This is a genomic window from Sphingomonas sp. PvP018 (assembly GCF_017876865.1).
Taxonomy (GTDB): Bacteria; Pseudomonadota; Alphaproteobacteria; order Sphingomonadales; family Sphingomonadaceae; genus Sphingomonas; species Sphingomonas aerolata.
Genome location: NZ_JAGIOU010000001.1, coordinates 225,478 through 240,312, shown reverse-complemented (window position 1 = coordinate 240,312; position 14,835 = coordinate 225,478). Strand labels below are relative to the sequence as shown.

General features: G+C 65.7%; 12 protein-coding genes. 11 read left to right on the top strand and 1 reads right to left on the bottom strand.

From position 1 onward, the window contains the following. Positions 1 to 2 precede the first annotated feature (2 nt). The 5 genes from J3A66_RS00915 (at position 3) to J3A66_RS00895 (ending at position 4,904) form a co-directional block, all read left to right on the top strand. A complete protein-coding gene (locus J3A66_RS00915; protein ID WP_192070965.1) occupies positions 3 to 518 on the top strand; it encodes a chemotaxis protein CheW in 516 nt (171 codons plus the stop codon). A 126-nt stretch (positions 519 to 644) separates the two neighbouring features. Further along, complete coding sequence (locus J3A66_RS00910; RefSeq protein WP_192138820.1) at positions 645 to 1,121, top strand: chemotaxis protein CheW; 477 nt, start codon at positions 645 to 647, stop codon at positions 1,119 to 1,121. Between the two features lie 133 nt (positions 1,122 to 1,254). Beyond that, positions 1,255 to 2,067 carry a protein-glutamate O-methyltransferase CheR gene (locus tag J3A66_RS00905; protein ID WP_348634082.1) on the top strand — a complete coding sequence of 271 codons (813 nt, stop codon included), beginning with the start codon at positions 1,255 to 1,257 and terminating at the stop codon, positions 2,065 to 2,067. A gap of 3 nt (positions 2,068 to 2,070) precedes the next feature. Next, positions 2,071 to 3,156 (top strand): chemotaxis response regulator protein-glutamate methylesterase, encoded by a 1,086-nt coding sequence (locus J3A66_RS00900; protein WP_209566576.1) that lies wholly within the window; start codon positions 2,071 to 2,073, stop codon positions 3,154 to 3,156. Between the two features lie 11 nt (positions 3,157 to 3,167). Next, positions 3,168 to 4,904, top strand: a complete 1,737-nt coding sequence (locus tag J3A66_RS00895) for a hypothetical protein (RefSeq protein ID WP_209566575.1) — start codon at positions 3,168 to 3,170, stop codon at positions 4,902 to 4,904. A gap of 27 nt (positions 4,905 to 4,931) precedes the next feature. On the opposite strand, the gene J3A66_RS19500 is transcribed toward J3A66_RS00895, so the two are convergent. Beyond that, positions 4,932 to 7,400 (bottom strand): alpha/beta fold hydrolase, encoded by a 2,469-nt coding sequence (locus J3A66_RS19500; protein ID WP_348633965.1) that lies wholly within the window; start codon positions 7,398 to 7,400, stop codon positions 4,932 to 4,934. Positions 7,401 to 7,464: 64 nt separating this feature from the next. Here J3A66_RS19500 and J3A66_RS00880 point away from each other — a divergent pair, with 64 nt between their 5' ends. From J3A66_RS00880 to J3A66_RS00855, 6 genes are all read left to right on the top strand, one after another. Beyond that, a complete protein-coding gene (locus J3A66_RS00880) occupies positions 7,465 to 8,100 on the top strand; it encodes a TetR/AcrR family transcriptional regulator (RefSeq protein WP_209566574.1) in 636 nt (211 codons plus the stop codon). Positions 8,101 to 8,287: 187 nt separating this feature from the next. Then, positions 8,288 to 8,569 (top strand): hypothetical protein, encoded by a 282-nt coding sequence (locus J3A66_RS00875; protein ID WP_107933927.1) that lies wholly within the window; start codon positions 8,288 to 8,290, stop codon positions 8,567 to 8,569. Positions 8,570 to 8,681: 112 nt separating this feature from the next. Then, positions 8,682 to 9,551: a PHB depolymerase family esterase gene (locus J3A66_RS00870; RefSeq protein ID WP_209566573.1), complete on the top strand. Its 870-nt coding sequence runs from the start codon at positions 8,682 to 8,684 to the stop codon at positions 9,549 to 9,551. A gap of 244 nt (positions 9,552 to 9,795) precedes the next feature. Then, a complete protein-coding gene (locus J3A66_RS00865; protein WP_209566572.1) occupies positions 9,796 to 10,194 on the top strand; it encodes a hypothetical protein in 399 nt (132 codons plus the stop codon). A gap of 342 nt (positions 10,195 to 10,536) precedes the next feature. After that, positions 10,537 to 11,163 carry an energy transducer TonB gene (locus J3A66_RS00860; protein WP_209566571.1) on the top strand — a complete coding sequence of 209 codons (627 nt, stop codon included), beginning with the start codon at positions 10,537 to 10,539 and terminating at the stop codon, positions 11,161 to 11,163. Between the two features lie 259 nt (positions 11,164 to 11,422). After that, positions 11,423 to 14,818 carry a cadherin domain-containing protein gene (locus tag J3A66_RS00855; protein WP_209566570.1) on the top strand — a complete coding sequence of 1,132 codons (3,396 nt, stop codon included), beginning with the start codon at positions 11,423 to 11,425 and terminating at the stop codon, positions 14,816 to 14,818. Positions 14,819 to 14,835: the final 17 nt, after the last annotated feature.

Below are 14,835 nucleotides of genomic sequence, written 5' to 3'. Positions count from 1 at the left end.
CCATGGAAGACACGACGGAAACCCAGTGGGACGAAGACGGCCGGCTCGAGGTGCTGACGTTCGATCTGCAAGCCGAGAAGTTCGCGGTCGAGGCAGTCCTCGTCCGCGAGATCCTGGACCTGCTGCCCGAAACGGTCGTGCCGGGCGCGGACCGGCTGGTCGCGAGCGTCGCGAACTTTCGCGGCAAGATCATCCCGATCGCCGACCTGCGCCTGGCGTTCGGCCTCCCCTCGGCGGAATCGACGATGGACAGCCGGATCGTGGTGGTCGAGCTCGACGTCGACGGAGTCCCGACCCAGATCGGCATCCGCACCGACAAGGTGCACGAGGTGACGACCCTGCACCGCGACGCCAGCGAGACCCCGCCCACGGTCGGGCTGCGCTGGCGTCGCGATTTCATCCGCGAGCTGGTGCGGACACCGCAGGGTGTCATCGTCCTCGCCAATATCGCGCGAATCTTCGACCCGCTGCTTGGTGGCCGCGCCACCCCCGCCGTGCTCGCGCCGGCACTCCTCTGACGCTGGAAGGACCGACATGTACGGGTCAATCGAACGATGCTCGGCGACGGCCACTAATCGGTCCCGCGGGTCCCGGCCAGGTGGTGCGGCACGCCCCCACTCCGCAGCCTGTGCTGGGTGCGCGGCATGAGCGTCGCCGGAGAGCTGCAGGCCGTGACCTTCGGGCTGGGTGCAGAAACCTTTGCGGTGCCCGTCACGCTGGTCCGCGAGATCCTCGACTGGACCGAGACCTTCCACATTCCGAACGGCCCCGATTATCTGCTGGGGCTGACCGATCTGCGCGGCGAGGGCGTGACGACGATCGATCTGCGACGCCGCCTCGGCCTGCCGCCGGTCGCGCCGACGCCGAGCACGCGGATCCTGGTGATCGATGTCCCCGTCGACGGGCGCAACCTGGTCCTAGGCCTCGTCGTCGACCGGGTGCTGGAGGTCAGCACCTTTGACCGCGGCCAGATCGGCGCGGCGCCCGATATCGGCGTCCGCTGGCCGTCGCGCTATATTGCGGGGGTGGTCAAGCGGACCGAGGGTTTCGTCGTGCTGGTCGATGTCGCGCAGATCTTCTCCAGCGCCGAGGTCAACGCCCTGCACGCCAGCGCCGCATGACGGGGTCGCGTCGCGACCCCTGACACCCAATCCTCATGGTGCCGCCTCGAACGGTCCCTCGTCATTTCTGGAGCTGGCTCCCGTGTCCTTCATCTCCCCGATCGTCAAAGCTACGCCGAGCGCCTCGGACCAGATCGGCCCGCGCGAGTTCGCGCAGCTGGCCGACTATATCTTCGACTATGCCGGGATCCGGATGCCGGCGAGCAAGCGGACGATGCTCGAAGGGCGGTTGCGGCGCCGGCAACGCGCGCTGGGGTTCGATACGCTCGAGGCCTATTGTCGCCATGTCCTGACGGACAATAATCTCGATCAGGAAGGCATCCACCTGATCAATGCGGTGACGACCAACAAGACGGATTTCTTCCGCGAGCCGGTCCATTTCGACTTTCTGCGCGACGTCGCCCTCCCCGGCCTGGAAGCGACCTATCTGCGGACGATCCGTGCCTGGAGCGTCGCCTGCTCGACCGGGCCCGAGCCCTACACGATCGCGATGCTGCTCGACCAATTTGCCGCCACGCGCCGCGGGATCGCGTACAGCGTATTGGCGACCGATCTGGACACCGAAGTGCTCGAGATCGCCCGGCGCGGCATCTATCCAGCCGATCTCGCAGAGCCCGTTCCGGCGGCGCTGCGGCGCAAATATCTGATGGAATCGCGTGATCCGGCGCGTCGCGAAGTCCGCGTTATACCCGAGTTGCGCCGGGCGATCGCGTTCGCCCGGCTGAACCTGATGGACGAGATCTATCCGGTCGGCGAGCCTATGCACCTGGTCTTCTGCCGCAACGTCCTCATCTATTTCGACAAGCAGACTCAGCATGAGGTCGTCTCGAAGCTCGTCAGCAGGCTCGCGCCGGGTGGTTACCTGTTCCTCGGTCATTCGGAATCGATCACGGGGCACGACCTCCCGCTCGTGCCCGTCGCCCACACCGTTTTCCAGCGGAGCTGATCCATGGCCGTCTCCGGAAAAATCCGTGTGCTCATCGTCGACGATTCCGCGGTCGCGCGGCATGCCCTTGCGGCGATCCTAGAGGAGGATCCAGAGATCACCGTCATGGGCACCGCCGCCGACCCGTTCAGTGCGGCCCGCCGCATCCAGGACGAAGTGCCCGACGTGATGATGCTCGACGTCGAGATGCCGCGCATGGACGGCATCACGTTCCTGAAGAAGCTGATGGCACAATGCCCGCTTCCCGTGGTGATGTGCTCGTCGATCACGGAAAAGGGCTCCGACGCGATGCTGCAGGCATTGGAGGCGGGCGCGGTCGACGTCATCGTGAAGCCCCGTGCCGGGCTCGCCGAGCACCTCGCCGATCACAATCTCCAGATCCGCGACGTGATCAAGGCGGCGGCGCGCGTGCGGGTCTCGCTGCGGTCGTCCAATGGCAGCCGGCCCGGCCGGCTCGAGCAGAAGCTCACCGCGGATGCGGTCCTGCCGCCCCCGAGCGGTCGCGTGATGAACCGCGCGACTGAGCGCGTGGTGTGCCTCGGCGCGTCGACCGGGGGAACCGAAGCCTTGCGCGAAGTCCTCATGGCGCTGCCCGCGACCACGCCCGGTGTCGTCGTGGTCCAGCACATGCCGGAAAACTTCACGCGCGCTTTTGCCAACCGGTTGAACACGCTGTGCGTCGTGACCGTCAAGGAAGCCGAGCACGGCGATCCCGTCCTGCCGGGCACCGTCCTGATCGCCCCCGGCGGCAAGCACATGATGATCGAGCGGCGCGGGACCCGTTATTTCGTCGCGGTCCGCGACGGGCCGCTGGTCTCGCGCCACAGGCCGTCGGTCGATGTCCTGTTCCGCTCGGCGGCGACCGCTGCGGGCACGAACGCGATCGGCGTCATCATGACCGGCATGGGCGACGATGGCGCCCGCGGGATGCTCGAGATGAAACAGGCGGGCGGCCGCACCTTCGCGCAGGACGAGGCGACGTCGATCGTCTTCGGCATGCCCAAGGAAGCGATCGCGCTGGGCGGCGTCGATCGGGTCGTCCCGTTGCATCACATCGCCCGCGACGTCTTGCACGCAACGGCACAATAGGGGCTAGGACGATGACATGGGTCGAACACAAGGCTGTCGAGTCCGATCGGGACGGCGACGAAATGCCGGCCTGGAGCGTGCTGGCAACCGAACTCGAGAGCGTGGCGAGCGGGCTCGATCAGCGCTTCGTCGATGCCGGGCGCTCGCTGGAACGCGCCTATGACACGGTCGGAAACCTGATCGGCAGCCTCGAAAGCGTCACCAATGCGCTCGACCGGGACGCCGCCGACCGCGCGGTCGCGACGATGCAGGCCAATGCCGACCAGCTCGCCAGCCTGCCCGCGCGACAGAAGACGCGGCAGCATTCGCTCGACATCCTTCAGCAGGCGAGCGGAACGGTGCAGACGGAGATCGGGCGGGTCGACCGCACGCTCGATCTGCTCAAGATCTGCGGGCAGTATCTGAAAGTCGCGGCCGCTGGCGCGCATGGTTTTGCCGAGTTCGCCGACGCGATGGTCGCCGAACTGGACGTCAGCGAACGCGAAATCCACGAGATCAGCAAGGAGGTCGGGCAGCTCGCCTCGACGGTTCCCTGCGTCGTCGATGTGAACCGCGTGCTGGCGTCCGAATGCGCGCGCCTGTGCCCGCATGTTCCCGACAAGCTCGCCGCGGACGCGATCGGACTCCAGCAAAACCAGATCGAGGCCGCGCGGCGTGCCGAGACGATCGCGACGATTGCCCGGGACATTCGCAGCAAGCTGTCCGCGGCGCACGGCGCATTGCAGATCGGCGACATCACCCGACAGCGGCTTGAACATGTCGCTCAGGCCTGCAGCCTGCTCGGTACCGCGGTCGACGATCTCAATCGCGCGGGCGATCCCGCTGCCGCCAGCGCGCTCGAAGGCCAGGTGATGGCGATGCTCGCGGCACAGGTCGCCGACGCGGCCGCGGATCTTCAGAAGGAATCGCGTCTGTTGGGCGGCAATTTCCGCGCGATCGCAACGCGGGTCGCGACGATGGTGGCACCGCATGAATCGAGCGGCGTCGAGCGGACGAGTGATGGCGCGTTCCTGCAACTGCTCGAGCAAAGCGTCGCCGATGTCGATGCGGTCACCGCGCAATTGCGCGACGCCGACATGCGGTCGACGCAATTGGGATCGGAAGCCTCCGCCACCGTCAGACGCCTGGGCGACCGGCTGACGACGATCCACCGGGTCACAAGCGGCGTGCGGATCATGGCGTGGAATTCCGATCTGCGCTCGTTCCGCATGGGTCGCGAGGGCGACGGGCTGGCCCGTATCGCGACCGAGATCCGCTGTGCGGTCAACACCCTGGAGGCTGTCTCGGCATCGATCGCCAGCGCCTTCGAACAGCTGAGCGACGCCGCCGACGCGATCGGCTCGCCCCCCGATGGCGACGAAGCGACGGCAGGGTCACTGCCCGAAGCGCTCGCGGTCATTCGCGCGGGGGCGTTGCTCACGCGTAAGGGCATGTCCGGCCTCGACCGTGATGCGGGGGCGATCCACGACATCGTCGCGGCGATGACCAGCACGCTGGACTGTGAAACCGCCTTTGCCGAGCCGCTGGCGCGCATCAACGCGAAACTGGATGCACTGGCAATGCCGCTGGTCGAAGCGAGCCAGAGCATCTCGACCACCGGCGAGCAGCTTTTTCACGCGATCAACGCACTCTACACGATGGCACGCGAACGCCAGGTGCACGCCCGCTTTTCGCCATCCCAGGACCAGCCCGAAGCCGAGGTCGCTGCGATGTCAGAGGAAACGGACGACTGCGACGGTCTGTTCTGAGGTCGCTGCGCGACCCGACTGCTTCGATCAGCCGAGACGATTGGCCTGAGTCCTGATCCACGCCGCGGTTTCGTCGGGCCGCGTCACCGGGATCATGTGGCCGCCATCGATCAGCGTCAGCGCGGCGTGCGGCACCATGTCGGCAAAGCGGGCGCCGTGTACCTCGGGATCGAGAATCTGGTCGTCGCGGCCATAGAGGATCGCGACCGGGAGCCAGAGGCCGTGATAGCGCGCGACCATGTCGGGCAGGTCGTCATTGGCGGCGACGAGATCGGCCGAGGCCGCCTCGAAATTTGCCGGCCGCGACACCAGCGCCCCGCCGCCGCGCGTCGCGAAATCGGCGGGTACGGGCTCGGGCGCGAACGCCGCCGCCGCGCCCTTCTCGCCCGCCAGGATGGCGGCGGGTGTGGCGAGCGTCCAGGCCACCGCCTTGCGCGCGGCGGGGGAGACGATCGCGAGAGCCGCGAACGCGCTCGGCGCGCTGTCCTGCGGCTGGGTGAGCGGCGCGATCAGCGCGAGGCCACCGACCGCTTCCGGGTGATCGATCGCCAGCGCGAGCGCGACTGCACCACCGAGCGAATGGCCGACGACAAGCGGCTTCTCGAGCTCCAGCGCCGCAATGAAGCGCGCGATCTGGGCGGCTTGCGCGCGGATATTCGCGGTCTCGCCGGGCGCCGAATAGCCGGAGCCGGGCCGGTCGATCAGGATCACGCGGTACTCGGTCGCGAGGCGGTCGAGTAGCGCATAGCTGAAGTTGCGCATCTGCCCGGCGAGGCCATGGATCATCACGATCGTCGGTCCGGTGCCGCGGTCGAGATAGTGCATCCGCCGGCCGTCGACGTCGATAAAGGCGCCGTCGGCGGGTATCATCCGCTCGGTCCGCCGCTGGCTCAGCTTCGCGAACAGCGCCAGACCGCCGACTGTGGCGATCGCCGCCGCGGCCGTCACCGCGCCGATCGAAACGGCAGAGCGCTGTGCTACGACAGGCACCGGAGTGGCGGCACCGCGCGCCTTGTCGAACCGCATCGTTCCGTCCTCCAGCTTGCCGAATTTGAGCGCGGCGAGATCCAGCGCATAGTTCTGGTGCACCTTCCACGGCGCCTTGGACCCCTGATGTGGCAGGATGGCATTGGCGCGCTGGACATAGCCCGAGGTGAAACCGAGCATCGGCTCGGGCGTCACCGATGGATCGTCGTGCGTGGGTGTGCACATATCATAGCCGTTCGCGTCCATGTGCCGCAGCAGGCGACAGGCGTAGCGGGCCGACAGATCGCATTTCAGCGTCCAGGATGCATTGGTATAGCCGAAGGCGAGCGCCAGGTTCGGCACGTCGCTCACCATCATACCCTTGTAGATCAGCCGGTCGGCGGGGTTCACGACCTGCCCGTCGACGACGAGCTCGACGCCGCCCAGCAGGCGCAGGACGAGGCCCGTGGCGGTGACGACGATGTCGGCGCGCAGTTCGCGGCCGGATCGCAGCGCGATGCCGGTCGGTGTGAAGCGGGCGACGTGATCGGTCACGATCTCCGCCTTGCCGCCGCGCATCGCCTCGAACAGGTCGGCATCGGGGACGAGGCAGATGCGCTGGTCCCACGGATCGTAGCGCGGTTCGAAATCGCGCTCGACCTCGTAATTCTCGGGCAACTGCGCGCGGACGCCCTTCAGGATCAGCGCCTTCATGTGATCGGGGCGCTTACGCGCATAGGCGTAGGTGGCGATGCCGAGTCCGACGCTCTTCCATTTGGTCGCGCTGTCGGCGAGCGTCCTGGGCAGCACGCGGTGCGTCCACCGCGCAAAGCCGTCCTGCGACGGGCGAGAGACGATATAGGTCGGCGAGCGCTGCAGCATCGTGACGTGCGCGGCCTTTTCGGCGAGCGACGGCACCAGCGTCACCGCGGTCGCACCGCTGCCGATCACCACCACGCGCTTGCCGGTCCAGTCGAGGTCGGCGGGCCAGTGCTGCGGATGGACGAGCTGCCCTGCGAAGTCCTCGACACCCTCGAAGGGCGGCGTGAAGCCGGCGGCGTAGTCGTAATAGCCGCTGCCCATATACAGGAAGCGGCAGACGATCCGCTCCGACGCGGCGCCGTCCCGCTCGATCTCGACCGTCCAACGCGCATCGGCGGACGACCAAGCGGCGCGAACGACGCGGCGGCCGAAGCGGATATGCGCATCGATCCCGAATTCGCGCGCGGTGTCGGCGATATAGTCGCGGATCGCGTCGCCGCCGGCGATCGCCTGATCGCTCGGCCAGGGGCGGAAGGGGAAGCCCAGCGTGTACATGTCCGAATCCGAACGGATGCCGGGGTAGCGGAACAGGTCCCAGGTGCCGCCGATCGCATCGCGCGCCTCGAGGATCGCGTAGCTTTTGCCCGGGCATTCGGTCTGGAAGCGATAGCCCGCGTCGATACCCGACAGACCCGCACCGACGATCACGATGTCGAGCTCTTCCGAAGTGCCGGCGCCGGAGGGGATGGACGCAGTCTCAATTGCCATGCCGGAGTGCTCCGATAGAAGGATGCGACAGCAACCGCCGTTATCTGGAAACAGGAGTTATCACTTGAAATCGAGGGCGGCAAGCCAGGGCGGACGGCGCTATGGCGGTGCATCGGCTAGCGAGCGGCGCGTCGAGCGGCGCGGCCGGCTGATCCGCGCCGCAATCGCGCTCTATGGCGAGCAGGGCTATCGTCACACAACGGTGACCGCGGTCTGCCGCGCAGCCGGGCTGACCCCGCGCTATTTCTACGAGGCGTTCGCCAATAGCGAGGCGCTGCTTCTCGCAACGTTCGGCGAGGTCACACAGTTCGTGACGCAGCGGGTCGCCGCGGCCGCCGATGCGGCGGGAGGGACGCCGGGGGATCGGCTGATCGCGCTCCTGACCGCTTATTACGACCTGCTGCGCGACGAGCCGGCCAGCGCGCGCGTCTTCCTTTCGGAATTGTCCGGCATCGACCCGCAGGTCGACGAGCTGTTCGAACGCTCGATGGCCAGCTTCGCCGACCTGATCGCCGGCACGCTGGTGCCGACCCATGTCCCCGGCTCGATCGAGCCGCTGTGCCGTGCCGGCGCCATGCACGGGCTGCTCGCGGTGGCGCGCGACTGGGTAGCGCGGGGGTGCGACGAACCCGTAGCGGGGGTCGTGCGCACGGTCGATCCACTCTGCCGGATGCTGGTCAGCCGCGGGGGTGATGATTAGCGGCGCGATGTCACGGGAACGCCCGATCTGAGAAGGCCCCCTGCCCTTTGCCACCGCCCACATCAGCCACCTGATCATTCGCGGCGGTCGTGACGACGACGTCATCGCTGCAACACGCTCGATAAGCGCGGTTTCCGAACGCTTAGCGCTTCGCTACACACCGCGGCACGGCGGACGGAGATGCCCAGTGGACGACGAATTTGCCGAAGCCGTGGCCGGCGCACTGGCTGCACAGGGCTTCGTGCTGGAAAACCTGTATGCCTTGCTGCTCGCCAGCGACACTGATCCGGTCAGGGCCTGTCAGGCTACGGCGCATCGCATGTTGAAGGATTTCGGCAGCCTTCAGGCAACCGGGGTACAGGTCATGACCGACGACGAGGTCAACCGTATCAAGCGACACGCGCTCGATCGGCTCGAGCGGTTCTGGAACGGCGTGGAACGCCGCCTCGCCAACTTGCCGCAATCCTAGCGCTGGGGTCTCGATCCACCGACGACGCGGGACGTGACGCGCGTCTGGACACGCGTTCCTTGCTATTACAGGGACTTTTCAGCGCGGATGGCTGACGTCGAGGATCGGACACATGGTGGTATTTCGTCTGCTTATTACCTTTGCCCTCTGCTTCATTGCGGGTGTCTCGCGCGCCGAGTGCCGTCCTGGCAGCATCGAGGCCCTGCCTGAACGCGCGATGCTTCACCTTCCTGCCGCGAGCATGACCGGGCCCGTACCGCTCGTGATTCTGCTCCACGGCAGCACCGGCACCGGGGCGGAGATGCTGCGGGACAGCCACCTCGCCGAGACGGCGGATCGCCACGGCTTCGTCGTCGCAGCACCCGATGGCGGTATCGCCGCGGATCGCGGCTTCGTCTGGAACATCCCCGGCGTCCCGACCGTCACGGGCAGCATGCCGGCACGCGATGCACGCGACGATGTCCGGTATCTGACGGGTCTGATCGACCGGCTCGTCGCAACAGGCTGCGTCGACGGCACGCGGGTATACGCGACCGGCTTGTCGGGTGGTGGACGGATGACGTCCTGGCTGGGCTGCGTCGCCGCACGACGTTTCGCCGCGATCGCGCCGGTGGTCGGACTGCGTGCCGGACGCCCCCTCGCATCCGATGTGTCACGCGCCGATCCCGCGACGTGTCGCTCGACAGCGCCGCTGCCCCTCCTCGCCTTCGCCGGCGATGCCGACACCACAAACCCCATCACCGGCGGCGGCGCGCCCTATTGGCAATATTCACAGGCCGCCGCGCTGCAACGCTGGGCCGTGCTGAACGGCTGCTCGGATCCCTATGCCCGCAACCTCGGCGCGACGGTTTACGAACAGGGCTATGCCCGCTGTCAGCACGGCACGAGCGTCGCGGCGCGTGTGACGCGCGGCGGGCAGCATAGCTGGTCGGTCGTCGACAATGAGGCAATGTGGGCGTTCTTCTCCCGCCACCGGCGCTAAGTCAAAAGTCGGCAGCTGCCAGAACGTCTCGGCAATTCCCGGTTCGGTTGCCAGATCAGATACTTCGCCATCCCAACTCTATTTCGATGGTTGATTGCCAGGTTAATTTGCCAGTTGTTTTGTATTTAATTACCTGCCGCATATTACTACCAAGCTGACTCGATGTATTGTCCGCGGTATGAAATAAGGATAAACTGATGACATAAGATAATGGGGGGATGAAATGCGGGGGCTTTTGCTTGGCATGATCGCATCTGTTCTCGCAATGGCAACCGGAGCCCAGGGACAACAATTTCCTTCGGCGCAGGGAGTCGGGGCGAACGACAGCGGTACGGGGGAATTCAACCGTCAGCAAAATTTCCGGGATTTCGCAGTCAGCGTTACCGACGCCAATCGATTGACAATGCGGCCGGTCCCGGCCGGACCCAAGGACATCATTCAGGGGCTGGAAGTCCATGACGCAAAGGGACTCGTCGTCGGCAAGATCGAGACCGTCGGTAAAGGCTTTGCAGTGGTCTCGAGTGCGATCGGGAGCGTCGAGGTGGACTTTCCGTCCTTTGCAAAGAACAAGAACGGGCTCTTGATCAATATGCCCAAGAGCAAGCTCGACGTCATGATGGCGCACGGTCATCCGGCCCCATGACGCGCCGTTGGGCCTAAACGCCAATAGAGGGGCGTCTGTAGCCGCCGGTCTCGGGTCGCACTATGCCATGTCTTCCGCCGCGACGGGACGCCGCACCATGCCGCCCGCGCCTGACGGGCACCCCTTTGAATGCGATCGGTTCGTCCGGCGGAGCCCCGGGCTCGCGGCAGGGTCAGATGATCATGCTTCAGCTGCCGGAACCCTGATCGCCGTTGGGTGCGATGCCGGGAAGAATATCACCTGCGGGCATCGGGTCGGGTGGGCGACCCTACCAGCGAGACGAGCGTCAACAGCCTGGGGTTCCAGCTACCACGAAGCACTATCCGCAACGGGGAGAGGCGAATGTTCTGGCTGGTGATGCTCGTGCTGGGGGGACAGGGCACGCTGACGCCCGTGATCGTCCGCAACGCGAGTGAGATGCTCACGTCCGACGATTACGTCTCGCGCGCAGTCGGTACGGGCAAGAGCGGCTACACGGTGGTCGAAATCCTGATCGATCCGACCGGAAAGCCGCAGACGTGCGGCGTTGTTTCGACCAGCGGATCCAAGGATCTGGACCTGAAGGCGTGTGCTGCCGGGGTGCTGCGGGGTAAATATGCGCCCGCTACGGACGAGACCGGGTCGGCCATGTACGGTGTCTACCGGATGCGGGTTCGGTGGCACATGGAGCTCTTCTTCGATGCTTCGACCCCTACACCCAAGGTGCCGGCAGACATCGTGCTGGAAGTCGCGAAGCTGCCGGCGGGGCGGAGGTCCGTTGCTGTCACTCTGGCCTATCTGGTCGGGGAAGACGGCGCGATCCGACGCTGTTCGGTTATAACGTCGAGCGGCTCTGCGCCTTTCGATACCGGCGCCTGTTCCTCGATGACAAAACATTATCGATACGCGCCGGCCAAGGACAAAGCCGACAAGGCGTGGCCAGTCATTCGGATGCAGCGGATTGAATTCACCTTGGCTAAACCAGGTTAGGCTGACCCAATAGGCTCTTCTGATCAATGTTCTTACCCGTTGGCGCACTTTGCCAGTCTTCCGGGTTCGCGCACGTGAGGCCGCCGCCCCGGCGCTCGGGTATACCGCCAGTAATCACGTACCATGGTGATACACGTTCTGCGTTAACCATTCATCTAAGTTGTTCGAAAGCCCGACGGTCTTCGCTAGTTGACGCTCGAGCTTCGAGACGAGCGGCCTGGCCCTCGCATGAAGCTCGTGACCGAGGCGGGGACGAAGAATGGCGAACGCAACACCAGTGATCGTTGATGGCGCTCTGAACGACTGGACCGCCGGCGACCGGATCGACCGTGGCCTCGGTGCGGGCTACGCGATCTATGCCCGCAGCGACGGCGCGGATTTTGCCTTTGCGATGACCGCGCCGACCGCGATCGGCGCAAACACCACCGCGTGGCTCAACACCGATCGCAACGCCGCCACCGGCTATCAGGTGTTCGGGTTCGCAGGCGGTGCCGAATTCAACGTCAATTTCGCCGCCGACGGCACGGTCTCGCTGTACAGCGGCGCGGCGGGGCAGACGCTGATCGCCAGCGGCCTGCAGGCGGCGTGGTCGGCGGATCGCACCACCGTCGAATTCAAGGTCCCAAAGGCGGCGATCGGCAATCCGAACGCGATGGACACGATCTACGACGTCAACGACACCGCATTCCTGCCCGGCAGCTATTCGAACCCCGCGTTCACCGTGTTCAACGACACCGGCGTCGTCGCCGATCCCTCCCACCGCATCGCGATCGTCTGGTCCGATACGACCGCCAACGCCTATTTCAGCAAGACCGCTTATTCGCAGCTGTTCATGGCGGCGCAGAGCCAGGCGATGCAGGCGGGCGTGCCGTTCGACATCCTGACCGAAGGCGATCTCACCAACCTGGCGACGCTCGCGAGATACGACACGATCGTCTTCCCGTCGTTCCGCAACGTCGAGGCGGGCAAGGCCGACCAGATTGCGCAGACGCTGGAACAGGCGACCACGCAATTCGGCATCGGTCTGGTCGCGGCGGGTGAGTTCATGACCAACGGCGCGGACAATGCCGCGCTGGCCGGCGACTCCTATTCGCGGATGAAGCTGCTGTTCGACGCGACGCGCGTGACCGGCGGCTTTCCGGCCGACGTGACCGTGAAGGCGAGCGATACGTCACAGCTGGTGCTCGATGGCTATGCCGACGGGCAGGTCATCCGCCAATATACCGGCATCGGCTGGAATGCGTTCACCAGCGTCAGCGGAACCGGCACGACGATCGCGACCGAGACGGTCAACGGCCAGACCTATGCGGCGGCGATCGCGACGCAGACCGGCGGGCGCAACGTGCTGTTCTCGAGCGAAGCGGTGATGGCCGACGACAATCTGCTCCAGAAGGCGATCGATTATTCGGTCCATGGCAACGGGCTGTCCGTCGGATTGCAGATGACGCGGCAGAGCGGCCTGTTCGCGTCGCGCGTCGACATGGACCAGAGCCAGGAGCGCGAAGAGGTCAATCCGGCGGGTACCGCGCCCGGCATCTACGACAAGCTGCTGCCGATCCTCACCGAATGGAAGACCGACTATAATTTCGTCGGCAGCTATTACGTCAATGTCGGCAACGATGCCACGAACGGTCAGACAACCGACTGGGCGGTCTCGCTCCCCGTCTACAAGGCGTTGCTCGATGCCGGCAACGAGGTCGGCTCGCACAGCTACACGCATCCCGAGAACACCAATCTGCTGACCGATGCGCAGATCGCGTTCGAGTTCGGCCAGTCGCGTGCCGAGCTGGAAAAGCAGCTGAGCGCGTATCTCGGCAAGACCGTGACGGTCGGCGGTGCCGCGGTGCCGGGTGCACCTGAGCAGATCGCGACGAGCCAGGAAATCCTGAAATACGTGACCTATCTCAGCGGCGGTTATTCGGGCGTCGGTGCGGGCTATCCCAACGCGGTCGGGTATATGACGCCGCAGAACGCCGCGGACGACAAGGTGTATATCGCGCCGAACACGTCGTTCGACTTTTCGCTGATCGAATTCCAGAAGAAGACCGTCGCCGAAGCCAGCGCCATCTGGGCCAAGGAGTTCGCCGCGCTGACCGCCGGTGGCGATGCGCCGGTCGTGGTGTGGCCGTGGCATGATTACGGCCCGACCATGTGGGCGAGCGATGGCGCGACCAGCCCGTACACCATGCAGATGTTTACCAGCTTCATCGCGCAGGCCGCCGCGGCGGGGGTGGAGTTCGTGACGCTTGCCGATCTGGCAGGCCGGGTCAGCGCGTTCCAGAATGCGACGATCACCTCGACCGTCGTCGGCAACACGATCACCGCGACGGTCGGCGCGACGACGGGCAGCTTCTCGCTCGACGTCGACGGCCAGAGCAGCGGCCAGGTGATCAAGGGTGTCGCGGGCTGGTACGCCTATGACGCGGACACCGTGTTCCTGCCCAAGGCGGGCGGGACCTATGCGATCACGATGGGCGCGGTGGCGGACGACGTGACCCACATCACCGCGCTGCCGATGCGCGCGACGCTGACGACGGTGAGCGGCGACGGACGCGACCTGGCGTTCACGGTCGAAGGCGAGGGCAAGGTCACCGTCGATCTGAAGGCGCCCGGCACCGACTGGACGACGGTGAGCGGCGGGACGATCGCCAGCCAGATCGGCGAGATCCTGACCATCGACCTCGGCGCGATCGGCGTTCACGATGTGAAGATCGGTCATCAGGCGAATGTCGATCCGGTGCTGACGTCGTTCGGCGGCGGGACGACGGGATCGCTGTCGATCGCCGAGAACGGCACGGCACTGACGACGATCACCGCGACCGACGCCAACATTGTCTGGGGCGATTCGATCAAATATTCGATCGGTGCTGGCGGCGACGGCGCAAATTTCTCGATCGACGCGACGACCGGTGTGCTCAAGTTCGTCACCGCGCCCGATTTCGAGGCACCGACCGATGCCAATCGCGACAATATCTACGCCGTGACGGTGGTCGCGACCGACGCACGCGGCGCGATCGACACGCAGACGCTGACGATCGGCGTGACGGACGTGGTCGGCATCACGAAGACCGGGACGATATTCTCCGAGACGATCAACGGCACCAGCGAGCAGGATGTGCTCGACGGCAGCTGGGGCAATGACGTGCTCAACGGGCTCGGCGGCAACGACCGGCTCATTGGTGGGCTCGGCAACGACACGCTCAACGGCGGCGCGGGCAACGACACGCTGATCGGGGGCAATGGCAGGGATATCCTGAGCGGCGGCGACGGCAACGACATCCTGATCGGTGGCGACGACCTGGACAAGATGACCGGCGGTGCCGGCGCGGACATCTTCCGGTTCGAGGCCAGGGGCGACAGCCTCGCATCGGCGTCGCGCGACGTGATCACCGACTTCACCGTCGGGCAGGACAAGATCGACCTGTCGATGATCGACGCCAACACGTCGCTGTTCGCGCGCGGCGATCAGGCGTTCAGCTTCATCGGCACGAGCGCGCGATTCACCGCGCCGGGGCAGCTGCGGTACAGCTACCAGATGATCGGCGGGAAGGAATTCACCGTGGTCGAGGGCAATATCGACAGCGGTGCGGGCGCCGATTTCTCGATCGCGCTGGCCGGTCAACATGTGCTGACCGCGAACGATTTCTTCATGTAAGCTGCGCCATAGGCCGG